Consider the following 21,258-nt stretch of genomic DNA (forward strand, 5'->3'; position numbering starts at 1 on the left):
ACTTAGCCTTGGACCCGCCACGGTCTGGGTTGCAATGATCGCCAAGTACCTACCATCATTAGCCGGCGCCATTATACTACTGACTCTAGGCTTATTACTCGTTGACTTATTGGTTGACTACATGCAGAAAAAGATTGGTGTCACTGATGAATTGCTCGCAACGATAATTAATGTGCTCAGGTTTGGTCTTTACGCGGTGATAATAACGATAGCGGCAAACCTAGCTATTTTCTACTGGATACCTAACATAAGTCCATACTTATTCTACGACATAATAATAGCATCGATAATACTACTGTTCAGCTTCAGCATTGTTAATAAGGCAATTAACGACATCAGTAAGGAGCACCCAGAGATGAAGGCAGTACTTGGATATGCAAGATTAATACTCTACGCAATATTTATATTAGTCACGGTAGCGATAATCGTGCAACCCTTCGCCAATATAACGCAGATAATATATGCCATGTCGTGGGGCTTGGCAATAGCCTTCGGCATAATAGTAATACCACTAATCTACGCGCTCGCTAAGAGAATTGTTCAGACATAATATATTTCCTTTTAAAATTAATTATTAAAATTCATCATTTATTTTTGGCAATAAATCAATCCTCTCCTGAAGCCTTACATAGATTCTTATCCAATTAATCCTGAATATAATGAAGGCGAGTACGGTGAATATCACGGCCATGAATACTTGGAACATCGTTATGTCCATGCTTGGTTTGAGGATTCCATATAATGATGAGAATAGGAGGAGTTCGATGGGTATTTCGATGGAGCCTTTATCAACTTACCAACAAGTATGTAGGCATTTAGCTTTAGGGGATTTATTGACGCTGCCCCCGTACCTATGTATAGGTAATCGTCAAGGGGCAACCCAGGCAGTGCCGCTAGAATTATTACCAGCGCCATAGTGGTGCCTTATCGGATAATAGCATTATTAGTTTCACGGCGCTGGTCTTCTTGAGGGGTCTTCTCAATACATAACCTAGGGCGTAGGATACGTTCTTAGATATTGAGGCGCCAATTGCCGTTACGATAATCGCCAGGACTACGTATGGCGTTGATGATTTGACACCTAGCAATGTTAATGATGCATACACAGTGTAGGCTTCGCCGAAGAATGGCAATGCATTGCCTATGAAGCTTATGAAGAAATCCATCACCAATATTGCTATTATATTCATTTAATCAGGGTTTAGGCGAGGTTGTTTTTAGGCTTTTTATTGAGAATACGGCAATACCAGCGGCAAGCGCGATCAATGCAATACCCACGGCCAGGGGCACCGCGTTATAACTCATTGGTTGATTAAATGCCATGTTTAGTGATGCATTGGCAGTATTATTTACATTTATCGGTACTATACTTGATATCGTAAATGCCGCACTGCACGAGTTTGTTGACGAGGCCAGTTCATAAAGGGCCTGCGAGTATGAAGCTGCTAATTCGTAGAGTTGAAGTGCGGCTGCTAGGTCATTTATGTTACCCGTTGATTTATATCTAGCCAGGTAGTAGTTGCCGAAGTCTATGTACGAGATTGCAAGCATTGGGAATAGGTTACACCTGTTCTCCGCCTCGTACGTATTAAACACGGCTAACCTTCTCACGTAATTCGTGATGTTAACTAGGTATTGAGTGCTTACTTGGCCATTTATTATTGGCGTAAATAATAGGTGTAGCATTGCATCATTACTTGATATTACATCGAGACTCTGCGCGAGCGCCAGCGGATAAAGCCCGTTCTGGTAGTTATTCTGGGCCTCCTGAACCTCCTGCGTTACTGAGCTCATGCCTTGGAGCATGCTTGATACACCCACCGCATTTGATAGGGAGAGTGTATACTCAGTTATTGACTGCGCATATACTAGGTACATACTCGTTAATTCCTCGAGGTATTCCTTAGATATTGGCGCGCCACCCTTTATGGCATTTAACACGGCCAACCAATCGCCAAGGGTCTCTATCCTAGCCTTTGCATAGGCTAGATTACTAATTGCGTCGCTAATGTCGTTACTCTCGAGGTCCTGCGACGCCGCACTTAATGATTGTTGAGCATCAAAGACTCTATCGTAAATACCGATTATTATATCTATGTTGGCGGTTGTTACGTTATAATGCTGCAGCGCATTCTCATAGCGCTGCAACTCACTATTTAGTTGATTGAGTAGGTCCTCTAATTGTGGTACCGTGTAATTCTGCAACTCGTCCTGGTAATAATTAATTAGTCCCTGGAATCCAAGGCTTGCGGCTGTGTAATACATACCCTGGTTAGCGTAGTTTATTGCCTCATCAACGTATTTAGATACGTTGGGGTCTGTGGAATTTATTGCGCCGGTGCTTACTAACCTATTATATATCCTCATCCATAGGAACCTTGTGACATTAATATAGGCCTGGTTCTTAAGCGCCTGCGCTGATATTGTCGGTATTGATAGGTTCACACCGGTGAAGTAGTAAATGGCCTGCCTAACATCCATTACGGGTATTACATCAACACCGAGCTCCTCCCATAACTTATTAAGTTGATTACCTGACCACTACTGGTCTGATATATTTGTTGGCCATATGGTATTAACACGACTTCATAGCCCTCCTCAGCGGCTGCCTTAATCTTAGCAGGTAAACCGCCGACAGGTCCTATCGAGCCGTCCGGTAATATCATACCTGTCATTGCAACATCGGGGTTTAACGTGTGATTTGTTATCAATGCCCACATCGCAACAGTCATATAACCACTCGCCGATGGTCCACCTATCTCAAGGGTTGTTGGTTCAACGTTTATTAGGAAATTATACTCATTGAATGGTTGATTGGCTAGGTACGTAGCGACCAATGCGGCTATCTGAGATGATGAGAGAAACGTACCACTTTCAGCGGTTGGTAGTGGGCTTGATGCAACGTATACGTAGCCTGAGCCTGGCCTCATCGCCGTTATTGTTATGTTAATTACCGCACCACTATTATTTGATGAGACGGCCAGCGCATGTATTGTTATTGACCTAGTATATATTATTACTTGTTGCCACTCATCCGCTAATGCAAATGTAAATACACCCAGTGCTAGGACCAATGCAATTAATACTGCTGTGATTAGTAACTTATTGTGTCTCGCCATACAAGGTGACGGCGACTCCTTAATTAATAAAGCTTACACACTCCACAGGGTTTAATTTAAATGAGGGACTATTGCCGCGTCACGCCAATAACGATATTAACACCGCCTTAGCGGTATGTAACCTATTTTCTGCCTGGTCCCAAACAATACTTTGTGGTCCATCAATGACGTCATCCGTAACCTCCTCACCCCTATGAGCAGGTAGGCAGTGCATGAACACGGCCTGGGGACCCGCCCTCCTCATAACCTCGGCATTGACTTGGTAAGGCCTGAATATTTTCTTCCTCTCCTCGGCCTCGGCCTCCATGCCCATGCTAACCCATACATCGGTATACACGGCATCCACACCCCTCACATCCTCAATATTGTCACTAATTACTATGTTAGCGCCTGTCCTCCTCGCATCCTCAGTAAGTGATTCAGCGAACTTGCTTGGCCAGTACTTCTTCGGCGATATTATCCTGACCTCCCAACCGAGCTTAGCCCCTATTATCATTAGTGAGTGTGCCATGTTGTTATCACCATCACCGACAAACGCCAACTTAATACCATCGAGTCTGCCTCTCACCTCCCATAAAGTTAATGCATCAGCCAATACCTGCAGTGGGTGCTCCTTATCACTCAGGGCATTTATTACAGGTACTACTGCGTACTTAGCCATTTCAATCAATGACTCATGCCTATACACCCTAGCCGCGATGGCATCCACGAACCTATCCACAACCCTAGCCGTGTCAGCAATGGTCTCGCCACGGCCTAACTGAAGCTCCTGCGGGTTTGAGTAAATCACATGCATTCCTAATTGTGTAGCCGCCACGTCAAGGCTTACCCTAGTCCTCGTACTGGGCTTCTCAAATATCATGAGCAAGGTCTTACCCCTCAATATATCGCTGTACCGCTCACCCTGGTAGTACCGGGATTTAAGGTCCCTGGATAGGCTCAGTAGGTACTTTATTTCATCCGTTGTGTAGTCCATGAGCGTTATGAAGTCCCTACCCTGAGTGCCTTTACGTTAGTCACGTAATTAACCATAGGATTAGAGTATTAAAGCATGACCTCACGGCGTTAAGTTTTTATAGTGAGCGCACTTTCATGAGCCGTGGCTAGGAATAGGAATGAAGTGCTTAAGGTTCTTGAGGATTGGGGAAATTCTGTAACGAATATGATAATTAATAATGAGGAGCCAGTCCTGGAAATACCATCAAGGACCCTAAGCAACACTATTTGGGATCCGAAGAAAAAGATGCTTATCCTCGGACCTGAGAAGTTGAGGAGGAGGTTTCTTGACCTTAAGGAGTCCAAGAGGTTTATGCAGACAATGCTAATGCTTAGGTTGATAGTTCAGGCAATTAGGGAGGGTGTTTACCCAACAATAAGGGATCTTTACTACAATGGTAAGCACACCATGGAGTTCAAGGTAGACATAGTCAATAAGGTCATTAGGGAGAATACGTGGGATGAGCAATCTGAATCTAACGCGGTTATTGAGGACATCGAGGTGGCCACGGGAATACTTAGGGAGGAGATGGGGCTTTCAGCCGATGTTAAGGGTAAGGTGGTGGGCCCAATAATCGTTAGGTCTAAGGGCTTTGAGATAGATGCGACGAAACTCGGCGATACTGCGTTAAGTCTTCCGCCAAATCCTGACGACCTTGATATCGTCAAGGTTGAGGCTAATTACGTACTCGTTATTGAGAAGGATGCAATATTCCAGAGACTCAATAGGGAGGGCTTTTGGAATAAGGAGAGTTGTTTATTAATCACGCTAAGGGAATGCCCGATAGAGCCACGAGGAGGTTCGTTAGAAGGCTTAATGAGGAGTATGGATTACCTGTCTATGTACTAACCGATGGCGATCCATACGGGTGGTACATATACAGTGTGTATAAGAGTGGGTCGATAAAGCTGAGTTACGAGAGCGATAGGTTAGCAACCCCAGAGGCTAAGTTCGTGGGTGTGACGGCAACGGATATACGCGCCTACAAGATTAGTGATGAGTACGTGATAAAGGCTACGGATAGAGATCTAAAGAGGGCCCAGGAATTACTTAGGTATCCCTGGTTCCAGAGCGATCATTGGAAGAAGGAAATTGAGCTATTCCTAAGGGCTAAGAAGAAAGTCGAAATCGAGGCCTTATCGACCCACGGCCTAAAGTTCCTCCATGATTACCTAATTGATAAGATCCATGGTAATAAATTCATTGATTAAGCCTGTTTAATCCAGGAATAATCATTTTAAATGCGCAATTAGACTACGTCACTATAATGCTAATTGATAATTACGGAAGGCCCTGGCTAAAGCTTAGGATTGTGGTGAATAGTGTATGTAACTATAGATGCATTTTCTGTCATTTCGAGGGTCAGGGAAAGTTCCTGAGTAGGGAATTAAGTGCCGAGGATATAGGTTTCGTGGCTTCCGTAGCTAAGGAACTCGGTTGATGACTTCAAGATAACAGGTGGTGAACCCTTATTGCGTAAGGACATAGTTAAGGTGGTCGATGAGGTTAATAGGGTTGGTCCCAAGGACCTATCGCTAACAACCAATGGTTACCTACTTGATTTATATGCCGAGGATTTGCTTATGCATGGATTACGTAGATTAAACATATCACTTCACTCGCTAGATCGTAGGAAGTACAGATTCATAACGGGGGTTGACGCCCTGGATAAGGTCCTTGAGAATATCGATTACGTGAGCAGATTGGGCTTTAAGCAGATTAAGCTTAATGTGGTTGTCCTAAGGGGGTTAAATACTGATGAGATACCAATGATGATTAGGTTCGCCGCTAAGTATGGCTTTGTGCTTCAATTAATAGAGTTAATGCCGATGGGCGACGGCTTCCCAGTGTTTGCCAGGTACTACGATGATTTAAGCGATATAATAAGTTGGTTAAATAAGCATGGCAAGCTATTGGGGACTAGAAAGGACCTCCACAATAGGCCTATTTACGAAGTCGATGGAGTCAAGGTGGAGATAGTGAAGAATTATAACAACCCAACATTCTGCGCGGGGTGCACCACGATGAGGTTAACAAGTGATGGTAGGTTAAAGACCTGCCTATATAAGGAACCTGTGGTTGACCTATGGCCATACATAAGGGCTAGGGATAGGGAGGGCCTGATGAAGGCTATGATATACGCAAATTCATTAAGGAAGCCCAACTTCGTAGAGGGCGCATCGGGTGATTTAAGTAGGATAAGGATTAGGGTGCGTGTTGGCAGTCTCATTTATTAATGCCACGCTTTATCACGTATTTAATACCCCTGTAATTACTTATGAGCGTTACTGTTATCTCAACCGGGTTTAGAGCTTCCATAAACCTGCTTATTAACTCATTGATTAGGTCTTCATGGTAAATAATCCTATCCCTAAACCCGTCTAGGTACTCCCTGAGGCTGTTCAATTCTATATAGATACAACCATCATTACCGCATGTTGGTTTATAGTCTATCTCAACTATGTAATTATCAATACTATGGTCTACCGGGCATATCGCCGTGAAGGAGGCTTCAAGGTGTACTTGATCAACGGGTCCTGCCTTTATCGTTCTTATCATTAGATAGGTACCGCGTTTTCAATGCTTATACATATTAACCTCTCATTGCATAACTTCCTAATTACTGCCCTTAATCTATCGAGTTCATTCTCATTAATCCACACCTTAACGATTTCCTTATCACCGGAGATGAAGGTGACAGACCAAGTACTAAGTCTCGGTATTGAGGGTATTGGAATTAGTCTCATGTTGATTACCCTAACGGTATTAATCACAGGCCTTATCCTAACCCGGGTTATTTCATATATTGGTAATTCAATTCTCTCGGAACCCCTTAACGCCACAAACCTGTCGCTATACATTATGACCTCGTTTTTCTTAATAACCCTCTTGACCATAATCATTATTAGTGCTATGAAAATTGGCGGTAATGACGTGAGCACGGCATCGATTATCGACTGTGTTATTACATAAATGACCACGGCGCCTATGAGCATAAGCGTTATGATAATACCTGCATATATGTTAATTATGTATACCGGGTCCTCAACAACGTGCCAGAGAGGTCTACTCATTGTTTTGAGTATTTAGATCACCAGAGGATTTAAGGGTTATTCCATGAACTCACTCACGCCAGTCTTGTTCACGGGCATTCTCCAATCAATACCCAGGGTCCTCATGGACACCCTAGGCACTATTGGTGGTTTCCTCTTATGCTCGGTATTCAACACCCTACGCCACACGGTCTGCACAAGCTCAATGGGTTTACCCGTCGCCTCAGCCGCCTGCTCGACACTCATCCTATAATCCACAAGTGCGTGTAGGATCACGTCAACATCCTCGTACTTAACGCCAAGTTCACCTCGCTGTTTGCCCCTCCCAAAGCCTCGGGCTCGAGGGCTTAAAGGCTATGTTATCGGGCAAGCCAGGTACTTACCCAAATACCTAACCTGCGTCTTATATAGGTCACCTATTGGTAGTATGTCGACACCACCATCGCCATACTTCGTGAAATACCCAATCAATAACTCACTCTTATCCCCAGTACCCGCCACCACCTTGTTGAACCTATTGGCGAAGTAGTAAAGCAGTGTCATCCTGATTCTAGGGAGGAGGTTACCAGTCGCGATCTTATCACTCTCGTCAAACACAGGTATCGACTCAGCAAAGGCATTCCTAATCCCGCCAATGTCTATGTAGTAATACTTAATCCCAAGGGTCTCTGCGACGTACTTGGCATCCCTAATGTCCTCAGGGGGCGTGGTTTTATACGGCAATATTAACCCAATAACGTTATCCCTACCCAATGCCTTAACGAGTAGGTATGCCGTAACGCTGGAGTCAACACCACCACTAAGTCCAATAACTGCGCCGGTTGCCCCCGCGTCTTTGACGTATGACCTAATGAAATCTGTGATTCTCTGGGTTATATATTCATAGTCAATGCGTATTAAGTTCTCAAGGGTTATCTTAGGCACATGTGATTAGTAATTAACGACTTTTATTGCTTACTCATTTGCAAAATGGGGTCTGTATTTTAATTCCCCTACATACACCAATAATTAATGCTTAGGATACACCTACTACAGTACAGCAGCAAGCTGGGCGATGTGGAGTTCAACCTAAATAGGTTGATTAAGGCCATGGAAAACCTTTGTGTGGGTGATGGAGCCGACCTAGTGGTAACCCCGGAGCTTTACCTACCGGGTTACATGTCAAGGGACATGTTTTTCCAAATCGCAGAGCCAATAAATGGTAAGACCATTAGTAAACTAGCCATGGAGGCCAGGAGGAGGAATTGCCACGTGATTGTCGGATTTGCGGAAAGGAATGAGGATACCCACGTACTTTACAACACGGCGGTTGCCGTGGGACCTGATGGCGTATTGGCTGTTTATAGAAAAAGGCATTTACCCTCTTATGGCGTGTTCGATGAGTATAGGTACTTCGGTATTGGTAAGGGCGATATACCAGTAATCAACATTAATGGTCATAAGGTGGGCATTGCGATATGCTATGACGCCTTTTACCCAGAGGTTTCGAGGACTATGATGCTGAAGGGCGCCGAGGTGCATGTATACATAAGCGCCGCACCCGACATGTCAAGGCTTCATTTCGAGACCTTCATGGTAGCAAGGGCCCTTGAGAATGTGGCGTATACCGTCTATGTAAATACCGTGGGGCAATACGATGGGCTTGGGTTCTTTGGAGGTAGTCATGTAGTTAATCCTTTGGGTAACGTACTTGTTAAGGCTAAGTACTATGAGGAGGATGTGAAGACTGTTGAGATAGATCCGAGCGATATCGTTAACTATAGAAGCCATAGACCAATACTTAAGGACCTTGACCCGAGTGATGTCGATCTCGTGGTGAAGGCACTTAATGAATACCTAAATCCAAAGCCACCAATCATCAAGCTTAAGGAGAAGGAAATCCAGCAATTGGCGATCACAGATAATCAATGATTCTGTGTTGAACTAATGTTAAATTGAATTTGAACTGATTTGTTCCGTTAATTAATTTATTTCAGTTGATCAATTATCTCTACTAACGCATCACCAAACTCCTTAGTGCCAAGTGGCTGAACACCCATATACCTAGCCAGGTCCTGCGTAACCTTCTTTTGGTTGATGGCCTCGGTTATCGCCCTATCAATTAGGTCAGCAGCCTCCCTCCAACCCATGAACCTAAGCATTAACTCACCAGCCCTAATTATGCCCGTTGGGTTAGCCACATTCTTACCTGCGTACTTAGGCGCTGTGCCATGCACAGCCTCAAACATGCCACCGGTATCACCAACATTTGCGCCGCCGAGCACTCCAATATCGCCTATTAGGCTCCAGCGGCATCACTTATGTAATCGCCATTTAGGTTAGGCGCGAGTATTACATCGTAGTTCTCGGGCCTTGTAATTATCTGCTGGAACATGTTGTCGGCGATCCTATCATTAACGAGTATCTTGCCTGGCGGTACCTTACCGCCATATAGCTTATTCACCTCCTCCTCCGTGACTATGTACTCCCTGAACTCCTTAAGTGCAACCTCATAGGCCCACTCCCTGAAGGCGCCCTCTGTATACTTCATTATGTTGCCCTTGTGCATAATCGTTACTGACCTCCTCTTATTCTCAATCGCAAACTTGAAGGCGAATCTTGCGACCCTCTGTGTCTTATACTTACTAATTGGTTTAATGCCTATCCCGGTATCGTCCTCAAGGTCCACTTTCAACTCCTCCTTAAGGAACTTCCTCAACTTGGCTGCCTCTGGGCTGTCCCAGCTCCACTCAATGCCTCTGTACAGGTCGTCCGTATTCTCCCTAATGATCACCATGTCAACCCTCTCGGGTGCTTAAGTGGTGATTCAAGACCTGGCATGTACTTAACGGGTCTAACATTGGCATAGGCGTCCAGGAGCATCCTAATGGCTACGTTTATCGACCTCCAACCACCGCCGACGGGCGTCTCCAACGGGCCCTTCAGGACAACCCTATACTTACTGATTAGGTTTATCGTCTCCTCAGGGAATCTATTACCATAAACCTTCTCAGCCTCCTCACCTGCGTAAACCTTGACCCACTTGATCTCCCTTGAACTTCCGTAGGCCTTCTCAACGGCCTTATTAATTACCTTAATGGCCACATTCGTTATCTCAGGACCTATACCATCACCCTCAATGTAGAGTATTATCGGTTTATTGGGTACATTCCATACACCACCCTGAACAATTATTGGTTCGCCATCCTCCGGTATTTTCACCCTCGAGGACATCTATATCTACGTAATTACTACGTTTTTAAATTTTTCAATAATCGGAAAAATAATGTGGGTCAGGAGACACCTACGTTATATATAGTCGGTCTTGGACTAAGCCCTAGCAATATTACGGCAGAGGCGCTGAGGGTCATACGTTCAGTAGATGCGGTGTTTCTGGAGACGTATACGTCGAAGGGACCTACAGAGTTCATGGATTACCTAAAGAGCGTTAGAGGAGACCTTATTCAGGTTTCAAGGAATGATTTGGAGGATAGAAATGGCGAGGTGATAATGAGGAAGTTAGAGGGTGGACGTAACGTCGCCCTTCTCGTTATTGGGGATCCGATGATAGCCACGACACATGCAGCCATAGCCGTTATTGCCAGGAGACGGGGCTTTAATGTTAGGATTATTAACTCCGTGAGTATAGTCTGCGCAGTACTTAGTCAACTTGGCCTATCTCCATATAAGCTAGGTCCCGTGGCAACCATAACATACCCAAGAATGGGCATACTAAGCATGAGGCCTATGAGGTACTAAGCGATAATCTTAGTCGTGGACTACATACAATACTACTCCTTGATATTAGGGATAATGGCGACTTCATGAATGTGAATGAGGCTGTGGAGCTCCTTAAGAGGATGGAGAGCGTTGGTAGGCTAGGCATCATAAGCAGTGAGTTAATGGTCATATACACCGCCAGGATTGGTTGGGGTAATCAAAGCATTAGGGTATCAACTATAGACGATGTGCCTGACATGGGCGATACACCGCATACGATAGTCATACCAGGCCAGTTAAATCCTGTGGAGGAGGATTACCTAGTTAACGTCCTAGGCGCCAGCGAGGAATTGGTGCGTAGACATGTAGCATTTATTAATAAAATCATTAGGAAGTCTTCCTAAATGGATATGGTTAATGCGGTACATTCCTCCGAAATATCACTGTACCATCCTTATGCCTAATCTCCACAACCCTATGGTATGGTATGTACGTCTCCCTACCGTTACTACTGATGTACGTAAACCCATCCCTACTTATCGAGACAACCCTTGACAAGTCAATAACCTCCTCATTATTTGGTGATCCCCTTGATACGAACACGAGGACATAATCATTGATTTGATTCGTCCACTTAAGCTTATTCAGTATGTCCCTAATAGTCACCATTAATCTCACAATCTCATCACAGCCAATTATTTAATACTGACACTATGATGGTACTACTAACCTACTAAAAAAATTAATTAATAAGTTACCTATCTGCATTGCGATGGTTGGACCGTGCATATTCGTGAGCAGGAGCAACCTGCCCTCCATAATATACTCAGAACTCAATAAGTTGCCCGTGGAGATCAGGATGTGGAAGGAGACGGGGCCCATGTGGGGTAGACAGGCATCACCGCCGAGGGAGGTTTGGATTGACGTATTTAAGAACTGCACGGGGGCTATCGTAACTCTAGGCGACATTATTGATAAGTCGCTCATAAACGAGGCTGATAGGTTATTCATAATTAGTACGTATAGTGTTGGTGTTGATCACATAGACGTTAAGGCAGCCACCGAGAAGGGTATCTACGTAACCCACACGCCTGAGGTTCTTGTTGAGGCTGTGGCTGACTTAGCCATGGGCTTATTAATAGCCATTGCCCGTAAGATAGTGCTTGGCGATAAGCTCATCAGGATGGGTGGTATATACGATAAGTGGGGTTGGCTTCTCGGTAGTGAGGTTCATGGCGCCACCCTGGGAATAATAGGCCTGGGTAACATAGGTACAGCGTTGGCAAGGAGGGCTAAGGCCTTTGATATGAAGGTGATTTATTGGTCAAGGACTAGGAAGCCCCACATAGAGTTTGCCCTTGGAATTGAGTATAGGCCACTGGAGTCTGTACTCACTGAGTCTGACTTTGTCGTAATAACGGTAGCCGCAACCCCTGAGACTAGGCATCTAATTAATGAGGAGCGGTTGAGGCTTATGAAAAAAGACCGCGTACCTAATAAACGTGGCTAGGGGTGATATTGTGGATACCAATGCGTTGGTAAAGGCACTTAAGGAGGGCTGGATAGCGGGCGCGGCGTTGGACGTGTATGAGGAGGAGCCATTGCCCAGCACTCATGAATTAACGAAGTTCGACAACGTCGTACTAACTCCACATATAGGCTCTGCTACATACGAGACTAGGGAGAGGATGGCGGAGGTCGCCGTTAGGAACTTAATAAACATATTAATGGGTAAGAGACCGTTGTATCTGGCTAATCCTGAGGTCCTTTCAATTAGGCCGCTACAGGCCTTAATATGATCTATGGCGAATAGCATTTATTAATTGGGTATAAATAATTAGAGGTATAATGTATTATGGAGTCGTATAATGTGGCAAAATTAAGGAGGATTGTAAAGAATAATAGGCCAATACCAGATAATGAACACCTATGGGCCGCCGTTGCAGTCATTTATAACCCATGCCTAAACGCGTTCCTCATAGGTAAAAGGACGGAAAACCCTGAAGACCCCTGGAGTGGGGATGCCGCATTTCCTGGCGGTAGGTTTAAACCCGCTAAGGATAGGGATTTGGTGGAGACAGCAATTAGGGAGGCTAGGGAAGAGGTTGGTCTCGACCTCACGAAGGATGCGGAATTACTTGGTGTTTTAGATCCATTTTCACCAAGTAATGCGCCTAACATTAATGTGATTCCGGTAATATTTTCGTTAAGGGATTGTAATCCTCAATTAACAGTGAATAAGGCTGAATTATCAAAGGTGTTTTGGCTAGGTGTTGGTGATGTTGTGAAGTATGTTAAGTTGAACATTAATGTAAAGGGTAAAACGAGGCCTGCAATAATTATGGGGGATGTAACGATATGGGGCATGACGTATAGGATATTGCGTAGATTATTAAGGGAGGCCTTCGGCATAGACCTACCGAAGGACCCGAGGGATACTGATTAGCCCGGCTTTGGTTCGCATAGCATTACTAATCGTAGTGGCGAACCCTCGGCACCCCTAATCTTGAGTGGCATGAATATGAATAATCCCTCGCCATCCCTGCACGTATTTAACGCAATGTCTAGGTTGGTAACGCCTTCTATTATGTATATGCCGCTCGACAGTAATTTATAGTGAACGTAAGTGACATCATCCCTGGAGACCCTGGGTGGGTATGGATAGCCCTCCTTACCTGCCAACCAGCTATGCTAAGGGCCTCAATACCAACAACCCTAATACCCTTACCCACTAGGTAATCAGCGCCTGACCTATCCAAGTACGGCCAATTATAGAGGAATTCCTCCGTGCCCCAGGTCTTTGAGAAGCCCGTGTAAAGCATAACCGCGTAGTTACGCTGTATCCTATTATCAAATCTTCTCAGGTCTTCTGCAGTAATTGCCTCACCATGCCTCTTATAACTCAGGTCTAGTATTACTCCGTAGGCCATGAAGTCCGTTAATGGTAATGACTCTGCTGTTAAGCCACTCGGTACAAAGTGCTCGGTAGGTCTATGTGCGTGCCACTGTGCAGTCCTGCGGATATTTTTGATAGTGTTGATTCGCCGTAGCTCCTCCCAACCTTGACATACTCATGCATGAAGGGTGGGTCGCCAGGGTATGTGGGCATTCCATTGTATAGTTCATGGGTTAGGTCTATTATTACGAGTCTTTTATTCATTAGTTGATTAATTAATTCCTTCAATGTCTGTGACATACAGTGCCTATTTACGTGGGTATAATTAATATGCATTTCCCTTAATGACTACATAACCTATATAGTGGTTAAACCCCTTAGAACATTTAAGCGCGATCTAATGAATATTAATGAATTGAAAACACTACACATATCTGATTTATTAAGGGGGCACACTCATGGCTCTTGATGAAGGCGGTTACGGTAATACCATTGGTAAAGGACTCATTGGCGTTAAGGGATATGCCCAAGCCATTACCAAAGCGGGGTCAGGTCCTACTAAGCCCAATTGAGGTGGGTGTTTGTGGCACTGATAAGGACATTATTGAGGGTAAATACGGCGCACCACCACCCGGCGAGGAATATCTTATCCTTGGTCATGAGGCGGTTGCCGAGGTTGTTGAGCTTGGTGATGGTGTGGATAATGTGGGTGTTGGTGACGTAGTCGTACCAACAGTGAGGAGACCAACAACATGCACCCTACCAATAACAGAACTGGACTACTGCCCAAGGGGTACCTATGCGGAGCACGGCATATGGTATCTGCATGGATTCGCCGCGGAGTTCGCAGTAACGGACTCTCAATATCTCGTTAAGGTCCCCAAGGAGGCCATAGACGTTGCCGTGCTCACGGAGCCATTAAGCATTGTTGAGAAGGGCATAGACCTGGCATTGAGACTTGGTAGGGCTAGGTTTGAGTCCTGGAGCCCAAGGAGAGTTCTAATAATGGGCGCTGGGCCCATAGGCATGCTGGCGTTGATGGTCATGAGGCTTAGGGGCTTCACCGACATAACCGTAACAGCCACGAGACCCTACGATAGCCTTAAGGCAAAGCTCGTTAGGGAGATAGGCGCGACATACGTTAATACGAATGTCGATCAAATAAGTGGTGATTTCGACATAGTGATTGAGGCGACAGGATCAACAAGCGCTGCATACGAGGCACTAAGGCACCTAGGGGCTGACGGCGTGGCGGTATTGCTGGGAATATACCTAGATAGTAAGAACGTCAACATTGGTCCATTACTAGATGATTGGAGAAGGAACAAGCTAATAATTGGCGCAACAAACGCTAGCATTAAAGCCTTTGAAATGGGTGTCTCAGACCTCGTTAAGGCTAAGTTCGAGTTTGGTGGCTGGGTCAGAAAGTTAATAACAAAGGAGGTAACGCTTGACGAGTATGAGTACGCATATAACTGGGGTCATGATGATATAAAATCCGTAATTCAAATAAGGAGTTTATGAGTAATCTACGAATCATCCTCACGGAAGAAGAATTTGATCTCCCTCTCGGCTTCCTTAGGGCTGTCGCTGGCATGCACCAGGTTGAATAATGCCCTCTTCTCTAGGTTTGCCAGGTCTGGGCTGTCCACGGAGTAATCACCTTATTGTGCCTGGTGGTGATGAGTATGGGGTCGTTGAGCCAACGATCTTCCTAACAACCTCAACAGCCCTATTACCCTCGAGGACCATTACGACTATTGGCCCCATTGACAGGTAATCAGCTAGCCAACCCCTAATTATCTTCCCAATCTCCACAGGGTCGTCGGTACCCAGGTCAATCTTTGGGTCCTTCCCAATCTCCGAGTAGGACTTTAGGGATTTACTACCCACTGACCTAAGCCAATTCTCATCGCTTGGGTAGAACTTTGCGGCCTCCTCCTTACTAAGCCTAATCATCTTCATTGCGACAATCCTTAAGCCCGCCCTCTCGAACCTGCTTATGATCTCTCCAATCAACCCCCTTTTAACGGCGTCGGCTTAATTATCACTAAGGTTCTCTCAATCATGCTGTGGTTCGTAATGCTAATTCCCTTTAAAGTTTTATGACTATGGAGGTAAAGCTTAATGATATAGCACCTTTTTAGGCCTTAATGAGTGAGTCCAGTAAATTGTATGAGGAGGCGCAGGGCGTACTCGTTGGTGGTGTTAACAGCCCTGTTAGGGCAGCGATTAAGCCATACCCATTCTTCGTAAGGGAGGGTAAGGGTCCGTACATATTCACGGTGGATGGTCAGCGATTAATAGATTACGTACTTGGCTATGGGCCGTTAATCCTCGGCCATGCGCCTGAGCCCGTCGTTAAACGAATCGTGGATTACGTAGGTAGGGGTTGGCTTTATGGAGCACCAACAGAAATTGAGGTTGCCCTGGCCAAGAAGATCGTGAGTCACTTCCCAAGTATTAAGAAGGTTAGGTTTGTTAATAGTGGCGGTGAGGCTGTGGCCACCGCGATTAGGCTCGCCCGCGGCTACACTAAGCGCAGGAAGATATTGAAGTTTGAGGGGTGCTACCACGGCGCTGTTGACTACGTATTAGTCAAGGCGGGTAGTGCGGCTGCGCACTTCGGCGCGCATCATCTGCTGGCGTCCCTGAGGATGTGGCTAAACTAACGCTTGTGGCTAGGTATAATGACCTTGATAGTGTGGAGAGAATTATGAGGAGTGAGGGTGATGATGTTGCGGCGATAATAGTTGAACCAGTAATGGCTAATTACGGAGTAATACCGCCTAAGGAGGGCTTCCTGAAGGGGCTTAGGGAGATTGCGGATAGGTATGGTGCCTTGCTCATTCTTGATGAAGTGGTTACGGGATATAGGCTTGGTCTTGGCGGTGCCCAGAGGTATTATGGCGTTAGTGCGGACATAACCACGCTGGGGAAGATAATTGGTGGTGGATTCCCAGTAGGTGCCGTGGGTGCCCGTGATGAAATAATGGACCTACTGTCGCCAAGGGGTCCCGTATTTAATGCCGGCACGTTTAACGGGCATCCAATATCCATGATCGCTGGGTTAGCCACTATAGAGGTTCTCGAAACCACGAATGCGTATGACATAGCCATAAGCGCATCACGTAGGTTAGCGGAGGGTCTTAGCGACGTACTCGGCAGGTTAGGCATTGACCACGTCGTTAATTGGGCGCCAACGATGCTCCAGGTATTCTTCACAAAGGGTGAGGTCATTGATCACGAAACAGCCAGTAAATCAGACACTAAACTATACTTAAGGCTCCATGAGGAGTTGCTAAGGCGCGGAGTCTTCATAGCCCCTAGTCAATTTGAGGCGGTGTTCACAAGCTCAAGCCACACCAATGATATTATTGAGGAGACCCTTAGGCAGGTTGAGGACTCCGCCAAGGTCCTAAGGCAGATTTAGTTCTCATTTCTCCTGAGCACCTCCATTAAATAAGCCCTCAACATCCTTACGGCATCCCCATTACCTACCTCCGCAAGTCTCCTCATGTTCTCCAGGTAATTATGCATAATCTTCTTAATCAATGACCTGCTCATGGCATCAATCACGGCCTCCGCATCCTCACCATTCCTCAACGCATTCAAAGCCTCCTTAACCTCCTCCTCCCTAATCTCCTCGATAAACCTCATTACATCCTTAATAGCCTCATCGGCATCACTACGCATGATAAGTCTCATTATTCTCTCGGCCTCATAATCAATCTCCGATAATTCGTTCATCACCTTACTCTTACCATTCACGTAATTCGTGTATGGCTCCCTTAAATCCTCAAGCCTAGTAACCTTGATATGCCCATTACCCTGAACACTAACTGCACTTGGTGTTGAAACATCAATTATTAGCCTTGGTAATGAATCGTTTATGGAACCATCAAGGTTAATTAGGGGCGACTGCACCGATATCGCTACGATTAAGGCATCATACTTACCACTCGTTAATTCGCTCATTAATGATTCAAGACCCAACAGCCTTATTGAATTACCAAATTCGTACTTAAGCTTATCTGTTGTCCTATTTATTACCGTTATATTCCTATAACCATTCCGGAGAAGCTCCCTAACCACACCCCTTGCAACCTCGCCGCCGCCAATAACGAGTACATTACTATCCTTATCAACATCCCTCATTACATAATCCGCCAGGAACTTCACGAATGAGATGTCGTAGAGGTTATGCCTACGCCTAAAGTCCTCCCCAAACCTAATTGCGGACTCAAACAATACCCTCAACCTTGGTGATGGCTTACCCGCACTATATGCCCTCTTGACCTGGGACAAAATCTCCCTTTCTCCCAGAAACATTGAGTCAAGCCCAGCTACAACCAGTAGTAGGTGCTTGACGGCATCTAAGTCATAAAGTACCCTAGGCCTTACCCCAGCCTTCACGTTGATTAACTCAATTAACTCATCCTCATTCTCATCACCATCTAGGTAAAACTCAACCCTATTACAGGTCTCCAATGCAATTAGCGAGTCGTATAATTTATATAACTTCGTTAATTCATCATTCGTGAAATAGGCCTTAGACAATGTATTTAGGTCGTAATCCCGGTAAGTCATTACTAACGACTTAATCCTGCTCATTCAATAATCATTAAGTATCGAATGTAGGCTTATTTTAAGCATTGTTTCAGGTGCTAATGTAAAATAACTATACTGTGGGCAGCATAAAGCTAAATAACTAATTATTCCCGATGTACTACTCGTGGGGTCAAAGGTAAGCCTAGATGATGTGCTTAAGTACGTTGATGGACAAAGGGATTTTGTAATTGAATTGTATAGGGGCTTCATACCAATAAAGGCTCTGGCTCCCGAGAACGGCGGCGACGGAGAGTGGGATAGGGCTAATTACCTATTGGGCGTGGTTAGGAGGTACTTTGATGAGGTTAGGGTGATAGAGGCCCCTGATAATAGGGTTAGTAGGGGTTCAAGGCCGAACATAGTAGCCTGATAAAGGGACTTGACAAATCAAGGACCTATTGGGTCATCGCCCATATGGACACCGTACCCGAGGGTGATAGGTCGTTGTGGAGTTATGAGCCTTTTAATGCCACGGTAATCGGTGACGTCATCTATGGTAGGGGTGTTGAGGATAATGGGCAGGGCATCGTCATGGGAATAACGGTGGGTAAGGTGTTGAGGGAGCTTGGCATAACCCCACCGGTTAATTACGGCGTAATACTGGCTAGTGATGAGGAAGTCGGTAGTAAGTACGGTATTCAATACGTAATTAATAAAGAGCCAAACTTAATAGGCAGTAAGGACCTCGTGCTGGTCCCCGACGCAGGTAATGCTGAAGGCTCGATGATAGAGATTGCCGAGAAGGGGATACTCTGGGTTAAGGTGACGGTTTACGGGAAGCAGGCGCACGCATCATTACCCGAACTAGGCCTTAATGCCTACAGGCTTGGTAGTGAGTTAACCCTTGAGATAGATAGAAGGCTGCATGAGGTGTTTAGCTATGAGGACCCGCTGTTCATACCGCCCAGGTCAACCTTCGAACCAACGAAGGTAGAGCCAAACGTTGGTAATGTGAATACAATACCTGGCAAGCACGTATTCTACATAGACTGTAGAATACTACCTAAGTACGGCATTGATGAGGTTCTCAGGGTAATTAAGGACACGGCGAATAATTACTGCAACACCCACGGTTGTAGGGTTGATATTGAAGTCGTTAGTAGGGAGGACCCAGTACAACCAACAAGTGCGGATAGTGAAATCGTTAGGAGATTGGCTAAGGCAATAAGGATTGTGAAGGGCCTAGAGCCTAAGTTACTAGGTATTGGTGGTGGCACATACGCCCGCTACCTGAGGGCTAGGGGCATACCCGTGGCTGTTTGGATGACGTCTAAGGAAACGGCCCACGCACCTGATGAGCACGTACTCCTCAGTGACGTAATTAGCGATGTAAAGACCGTAGTCGCATCATTACTCACGGAGCCATAGCAACTTATGCCTTAAATTCATAAGCTCTCATATGGATCATAGGTAAGAATGAGGGTTTTAGTAACATTTGAGCCATACGCAAGGAGTATAAGCCATATGACCTACTATCTAGGATAAGTTGTGGTCAAGTCGTTGAGTGGGGTCGTAATAAGTGCGTAATTGACCTAAGCAATTGCGGTTCAAATGCCCTGACACTCCTTAGGGATATTAATTATGTGGCGCATGTATCAATAATTGACCAAGTAATTAACAGGGACTTAAGCACGTTATTTACGGTAGCCAAGGAGGTGCTCCTAAACCTTATTAGTAATAGGGATGGTACGTTTAAAGTCATTGTTAAGAGAATGGATAAGAAATACCCAATGACGAGTATTGAACTTGCGAAGAAGCTTGGTGAGTACTTAGCCCAATTCGCTAAGGCTGACCTGGAGAATCCCGATTACGTAATATATATTGAGGTTAGGGAGGACTCCTTCATCGTAGCCCACTCAACGAGAGACTTATTCCGTAAGAGGAGGGAGGCAATACCGATGGATTGGGTAGATAAAGTGATTGGTATTGTTGAGGGTCCTAAGGAGGTTTATGAGACCATGGACTTGATACAGCTTAGTCACGCACTTGGTGTTGAGGTTAGGTTAATAACAAGTCAGTTACTCGTTGATAGGGCGTTGAGGGCTTTGAAGCTTAATTCCCTGCCTAGGGTTAGGGTTGTGAACGTTGAGGAGGCATTGAGTGGTGTTGACATACCCATCGTGTTGTCAATGCATGCTAATTATAATGAGAGGAAGTTAATTGAGGTGAGTAGGGAGGCATTTAGCAGGGGGTTGAGGATTGGCCTGATACTTGGTAATGAGTACGAGGATGTTAGTCTAGCCCTGAGGAGTAGGGCTATGTATGAGGTCAGGCTTGGCCCCATGACAGGTCATCCAATGAGGACTACGATTGCGTTGGCCTATGCCATTAGTGTTATATATACAACGTGGTTAATTAATCAGTGATGCTTCCTGAGGTTAATATTGGGCGTGGTAGGTTTAAGGCATTACCTAGTAGGTACGCATTATTATTCATGGTTTGGTACTCAAGGGGTTCATCGACGAATCTTTACAGATTATTGTTAATGACTTACCTTGCGTCGCATGTTGTTAGGTACGTGTTTGAGAACCCACCAATTATTAGTAGGTCCGTCCTTAAGGACTTGGATGAGTTGGTTAATGAGGACTTAATTGAGTTAGGTACTGTGGGTGGTAGGGCAGTTGTTAGGGTTACGGATAGGGGTAGGAGGTTAATCGGTGAGTTGTATGGTTTAGGGAATGAGTATGTATTGTTTGGTGACTACTTAATAGTTAGGTTGAGGGATTTGTTTAATGAGTTAGCCAGGCTCGTTAATGCCTACCAGGACATGGATACTGCCGTTCTACTCTCAATAGCGCTTAGGGAGCATCGCTAAGGGAGGGTGGGGTTGAGGGTAATGTGCTGAGAGACCTAGCCTTTGACTTAAGGAGACCTTGCGAGAAT

Annotated in this window: 23 protein-coding genes and 7 pseudogenes; 15 read left to right on the forward strand and 15 right to left on the reverse strand. The window is 45.3% G+C overall.

Features of this window, described 5'->3' with window-relative positions; genetic code table 11:
- Positions 1-34 precede the first annotated feature (34 nt).
- Positions 35-550 carry a hypothetical protein gene (locus tag JCM16161_RS13785; RefSeq protein ID WP_243668439.1) on the forward strand — a complete coding sequence of 172 codons (516 nt, stop codon included), beginning with the start codon at positions 35-37 and terminating at the stop codon, positions 548-550.
- A gap of 24 nt (positions 551-574) precedes the next feature.
- On the opposite strand, the gene JCM16161_RS13790 is transcribed toward JCM16161_RS13785, so the two are convergent.
- From JCM16161_RS13790 to argF, 6 genes are all read right to left on the reverse strand, one after another.
- Complete coding sequence (locus tag JCM16161_RS13790; RefSeq protein ID WP_243668442.1) at positions 575-718, reverse strand: hypothetical protein; 144 nt, start codon at positions 716-718, stop codon at positions 575-577.
- Positions 709-915: a hypothetical protein gene (locus tag JCM16161_RS01380; protein WP_054854760.1), complete on the reverse strand. Its 207-nt coding sequence runs from the start codon at positions 913-915 to the stop codon at positions 709-711. Before JCM16161_RS01380 ends, JCM16161_RS13790 begins: the two co-directional genes overlap by 10 nt.
- Positions 903-1,190 carry a hypothetical protein gene (locus JCM16161_RS01385; RefSeq protein WP_054854761.1) on the reverse strand — a complete coding sequence of 96 codons (288 nt, stop codon included), beginning with the start codon at positions 1,188-1,190 and terminating at the stop codon, positions 903-905. The genes JCM16161_RS01380 and JCM16161_RS01385 overlap by 13 nt, the downstream gene beginning before the upstream one ends.
- 4 nt (positions 1,191-1,194) lie before the next feature.
- Positions 1,195-2,481, reverse strand: coding sequence for a hypothetical protein (locus tag JCM16161_RS01390; RefSeq protein ID WP_243668444.1), 1,287 nt, complete (start codon positions 2,479-2,481; stop codon positions 1,195-1,197).
- A gap of 8 nt (positions 2,482-2,489) precedes the next feature.
- Positions 2,490-3,119 carry a hypothetical protein gene (locus tag JCM16161_RS13795; protein ID WP_243668446.1) on the reverse strand — a complete coding sequence of 210 codons (630 nt, stop codon included), beginning with the start codon at positions 3,117-3,119 and terminating at the stop codon, positions 2,490-2,492.
- Positions 3,120-3,198: 79 nt separating this feature from the next.
- Positions 3,199-4,095, reverse strand: coding sequence for an ornithine carbamoyltransferase (gene argF, locus JCM16161_RS01395; RefSeq protein WP_054854762.1), 897 nt, complete (start codon positions 4,093-4,095; stop codon positions 3,199-3,201).
- A 123-nt stretch (positions 4,096-4,218) separates the two neighbouring features.
- On the opposite strand from argF, the pseudogene JCM16161_RS01400 reads away from it, so the two are divergent.
- From JCM16161_RS01400 to JCM16161_RS01405, 3 genes and pseudogenes are all read left to right on the forward strand, one after another.
- Positions 4,219-5,327: pseudogene (locus tag JCM16161_RS01400) on the forward strand (DNA topoisomerase IV subunit A).
- A gap of 56 nt (positions 5,328-5,383) precedes the next feature.
- Positions 5,384-5,557, forward strand: a complete 174-nt coding sequence (locus JCM16161_RS13800) for a hypothetical protein (protein WP_243668448.1) — start codon at positions 5,384-5,386, stop codon at positions 5,555-5,557.
- A 31-nt stretch (positions 5,558-5,588) separates the two neighbouring features.
- A complete protein-coding gene (locus JCM16161_RS01405) occupies positions 5,589-6,353 on the forward strand; it encodes a radical SAM protein (protein WP_243668450.1) in 765 nt (254 codons plus the stop codon).
- Here the strand turns inward: JCM16161_RS01405 and JCM16161_RS01410 are convergent.
- The 3 genes and pseudogenes from JCM16161_RS01410 to JCM16161_RS01420 all read right to left on the reverse strand — a co-directional run bounded on the left by JCM16161_RS01410 (position 6,343) and on the right by JCM16161_RS01420 (position 8,093).
- On the reverse strand, positions 6,343-6,675 hold the full coding sequence (locus JCM16161_RS01410) for a hypothetical protein (protein ID WP_054854763.1): 333 nt from the start codon (positions 6,673-6,675) through the stop codon (positions 6,343-6,345). The genes JCM16161_RS01405 and JCM16161_RS01410 overlap by 11 nt on opposite strands.
- A complete protein-coding gene (locus JCM16161_RS01415; RefSeq protein ID WP_054854764.1) occupies positions 6,675-7,190 on the reverse strand; it encodes a hypothetical protein in 516 nt (171 codons plus the stop codon). Before JCM16161_RS01415 ends, JCM16161_RS01410 begins: the two co-directional genes overlap by 1 nt.
- Positions 7,191-7,226: 36 nt before the next feature.
- A pseudogene (locus JCM16161_RS01420) lies at positions 7,227-8,093 on the reverse strand (NAD+ synthase).
- A gap of 87 nt (positions 8,094-8,180) precedes the next feature.
- On the opposite strand from JCM16161_RS01420, the gene JCM16161_RS01425 reads away from it, so the two are divergent.
- Positions 8,181-9,080, forward strand: coding sequence for a carbon-nitrogen hydrolase family protein (locus tag JCM16161_RS01425; RefSeq protein ID WP_054854765.1), 900 nt, complete (start codon positions 8,181-8,183; stop codon positions 9,078-9,080).
- A 56-nt stretch (positions 9,081-9,136) separates the two neighbouring features.
- Here the strand turns inward: JCM16161_RS01425 and JCM16161_RS01430 are convergent.
- Positions 9,137-10,382 (reverse strand): annotated as a pseudogene (locus tag JCM16161_RS01430) (NADP-dependent isocitrate dehydrogenase).
- A 54-nt stretch (positions 10,383-10,436) separates the two neighbouring features.
- Here JCM16161_RS01430 and JCM16161_RS01435 point away from each other — a divergent pair.
- Entirely contained in the window at positions 10,437-10,907 is a 471-nt protein-coding gene (locus JCM16161_RS01435; RefSeq protein ID WP_054854766.1) for an SAM-dependent methyltransferase, read from the forward strand.
- A 65-nt stretch (positions 10,908-10,972) separates the two neighbouring features.
- On the forward strand, positions 10,973-11,272 hold the full coding sequence (locus JCM16161_RS01440; protein ID WP_054854767.1) for a hypothetical protein: 300 nt from the start codon (positions 10,973-10,975) through the stop codon (positions 11,270-11,272).
- Between the two features lie 10 nt (positions 11,273-11,282).
- On the opposite strand, the gene JCM16161_RS01445 is transcribed toward JCM16161_RS01440, so the two are convergent.
- A complete protein-coding gene (locus tag JCM16161_RS01445) occupies positions 11,283-11,537 on the reverse strand; it encodes an RNA repair domain-containing protein (protein ID WP_243668452.1) in 255 nt (84 codons plus the stop codon).
- Between the two features lie 211 nt (positions 11,538-11,748).
- Between JCM16161_RS01445 and JCM16161_RS01450 the strand changes: the two are divergent.
- Together JCM16161_RS01450 and JCM16161_RS01455 are read left to right on the forward strand one after the other, a co-directional pair.
- Positions 11,749-12,667: pseudogene (locus JCM16161_RS01450) on the forward strand (D-glycerate dehydrogenase).
- A 56-nt stretch (positions 12,668-12,723) separates the two neighbouring features.
- A complete protein-coding gene (locus tag JCM16161_RS01455; RefSeq protein WP_054854769.1) occupies positions 12,724-13,314 on the forward strand; it encodes a CoA pyrophosphatase in 591 nt (196 codons plus the stop codon).
- Here the strand turns inward: JCM16161_RS01455 and JCM16161_RS13805 are convergent.
- The gene (locus JCM16161_RS13805) at positions 13,311-13,550 is read right to left on the reverse strand and encodes a hypothetical protein (RefSeq protein WP_243668716.1); all 240 of its coding nucleotides are present in this window, start codon (positions 13,548-13,550) and stop codon (positions 13,311-13,313) included. The two genes, JCM16161_RS01455 and JCM16161_RS13805, sit on opposite strands and share 4 nt — an antisense overlap.
- A pseudogene (locus tag JCM16161_RS13810) lies at positions 13,454-13,947 on the reverse strand (cyclase family protein). The gene JCM16161_RS13805 and the pseudogene JCM16161_RS13810 overlap by 97 nt, the downstream one beginning before the upstream one ends.
- Before the next feature lie 285 nt (positions 13,948-14,232).
- On the opposite strand from JCM16161_RS13810, the gene JCM16161_RS01465 reads away from it, so the two are divergent.
- On the forward strand, positions 14,233-15,288 hold the full coding sequence (locus JCM16161_RS01465; RefSeq protein WP_054854770.1) for an alcohol dehydrogenase catalytic domain-containing protein: 1,056 nt from the start codon (positions 14,233-14,235) through the stop codon (positions 15,286-15,288).
- A 5-nt stretch (positions 15,289-15,293) separates the two neighbouring features.
- Here the strand turns inward: JCM16161_RS01465 and JCM16161_RS01470 are convergent.
- A pseudogene (locus JCM16161_RS01470) lies at positions 15,294-15,783 on the reverse strand (nucleoside-diphosphate kinase).
- A 134-nt stretch (positions 15,784-15,917) separates the two neighbouring features.
- Between JCM16161_RS01470 and hemL the strand changes: the two are divergent.
- Positions 15,918-17,197, forward strand: a pseudogene (gene hemL, locus JCM16161_RS01475) (glutamate-1-semialdehyde 2,1-aminomutase).
- Here the strand turns inward: hemL and JCM16161_RS01480 are convergent.
- Positions 17,194-18,378, reverse strand: coding sequence for a saccharopine dehydrogenase NADP-binding domain-containing protein (locus tag JCM16161_RS01480; RefSeq protein WP_054854771.1), 1,185 nt, complete (start codon positions 18,376-18,378; stop codon positions 17,194-17,196). The pseudogene hemL and the gene JCM16161_RS01480 sit on opposite strands and share 4 nt — an antisense overlap.
- A 121-nt stretch (positions 18,379-18,499) precedes the next feature.
- On the opposite strand from JCM16161_RS01480, the gene JCM16161_RS13815 reads away from it, so the two are divergent.
- From JCM16161_RS13815 to JCM16161_RS01495, 4 genes are all read left to right on the forward strand, one after another.
- The gene (locus JCM16161_RS13815; RefSeq protein ID WP_243668454.1) at positions 18,500-18,745 is read left to right on the forward strand and encodes a hypothetical protein; all 246 of its coding nucleotides are present in this window, start codon (positions 18,500-18,502) and stop codon (positions 18,743-18,745) included.
- A gap of 44 nt (positions 18,746-18,789) precedes the next feature.
- Positions 18,790-19,743, forward strand: a complete 954-nt coding sequence (locus JCM16161_RS01485; RefSeq protein ID WP_243668456.1) for a M20 family metallo-hydrolase — start codon at positions 18,790-18,792, stop codon at positions 19,741-19,743.
- A 158-nt stretch (positions 19,744-19,901) separates the two neighbouring features.
- Positions 19,902-20,741, forward strand: coding sequence for a THUMP domain-containing protein (locus tag JCM16161_RS01490; protein ID WP_243668687.1), 840 nt, complete (start codon positions 19,902-19,904; stop codon positions 20,739-20,741).
- Complete coding sequence (locus JCM16161_RS01495) at positions 20,741-21,190, forward strand: hypothetical protein (protein WP_243668458.1); 450 nt, start codon at positions 20,741-20,743, stop codon at positions 21,188-21,190. Before JCM16161_RS01490 ends, JCM16161_RS01495 begins: the two co-directional genes overlap by 1 nt.
- The last annotated feature ends 68 nt before the right edge of the window (positions 21,191-21,258 follow it).

Source organism: Vulcanisaeta sp. JCM 16161 (assembly GCF_001316285.1).

Bases quoted from the DNA above. Each gene is read 5' to 3' on its own strand.
- JCM16161_RS01455 (WP_054854769.1), top strand. From the start codon at position 12,724: ATGGAGTCGTATAATGTGGCAAAATTAAGGAGGATTGTAAAGAATAAT.
- JCM16161_RS13795 (WP_243668446.1), bottom strand. From the start codon at position 3,119: ATGGCGAGACACAATAAGTTACTAATCACAGCAGTATTAATTGCATTG.
- JCM16161_RS01485 (WP_243668456.1), top strand. From the start codon at position 18,790: ATGGACACCGTACCCGAGGGTGATAGGTCGTTGTGGAGTTATGAGCCT.
- JCM16161_RS01495 (WP_243668458.1), top strand. From the start codon at position 20,741: ATGCTTCCTGAGGTTAATATTGGGCGTGGTAGGTTTAAGGCATTACCT.
- JCM16161_RS01445 (WP_243668452.1), bottom strand. From the start codon at position 11,537: ATGGTGACTATTAGGGACATACTGAATAAGCTTAAGTGGACGAATCAA.
- JCM16161_RS01480 (WP_054854771.1), bottom strand. From the start codon at position 18,378: ATGAGCAGGATTAAGTCGTTAGTAATGACTTACCGGGATTACGACCTA.
- JCM16161_RS01385 (WP_054854761.1), bottom strand. From the start codon at position 1,190: ATGAATATAATAGCAATATTGGTGATGGATTTCTTCATAAGCTTCATA.
- JCM16161_RS01440 (WP_054854767.1), top strand. From the start codon at position 10,973: ATGAATGTGAATGAGGCTGTGGAGCTCCTTAAGAGGATGGAGAGCGTT.
- JCM16161_RS01415 (WP_054854764.1), bottom strand. From the start codon at position 7,190: ATGAGTAGACCTCTCTGGCACGTTGTTGAGGACCCGGTATACATAATT.
- JCM16161_RS01465 (WP_054854770.1), top strand. From the start codon at position 14,233: ATGAAGGCGGTTACGGTAATACCATTGGTAAAGGACTCATTGGCGTTA.
- argF (WP_054854762.1), bottom strand. From the start codon at position 4,095: ATGGACTACACAACGGATGAAATAAAGTACCTACTGAGCCTATCCAGG.
- JCM16161_RS01380 (WP_054854760.1), bottom strand. From the start codon at position 915: ATGGCGCTGGTAATAATTCTAGCGGCACTGCCTGGGTTGCCCCTTGAC.
- JCM16161_RS01390 (WP_243668444.1), bottom strand. From the start codon at position 2,481: ATGGATGTTAGGCAGGCCATTTACTACTTCACCGGTGTGAACCTATCA.
- JCM16161_RS13790 (WP_243668442.1), bottom strand. From the start codon at position 718: ATGGACATAACGATGTTCCAAGTATTCATGGCCGTGATATTCACCGTA.
- JCM16161_RS13800 (WP_243668448.1), top strand. From the start codon at position 5,384: ATGCTAATTGATAATTACGGAAGGCCCTGGCTAAAGCTTAGGATTGTG.
- JCM16161_RS01425 (WP_054854765.1), top strand. From the start codon at position 8,181: ATGCTTAGGATACACCTACTACAGTACAGCAGCAAGCTGGGCGATGTG.
- JCM16161_RS13785 (WP_243668439.1), top strand. From the start codon at position 35: ATGATCGCCAAGTACCTACCATCATTAGCCGGCGCCATTATACTACTG.
- JCM16161_RS01410 (WP_054854763.1), bottom strand. From the start codon at position 6,675: ATGATAAGAACGATAAAGGCAGGACCCGTTGATCAAGTACACCTTGAA.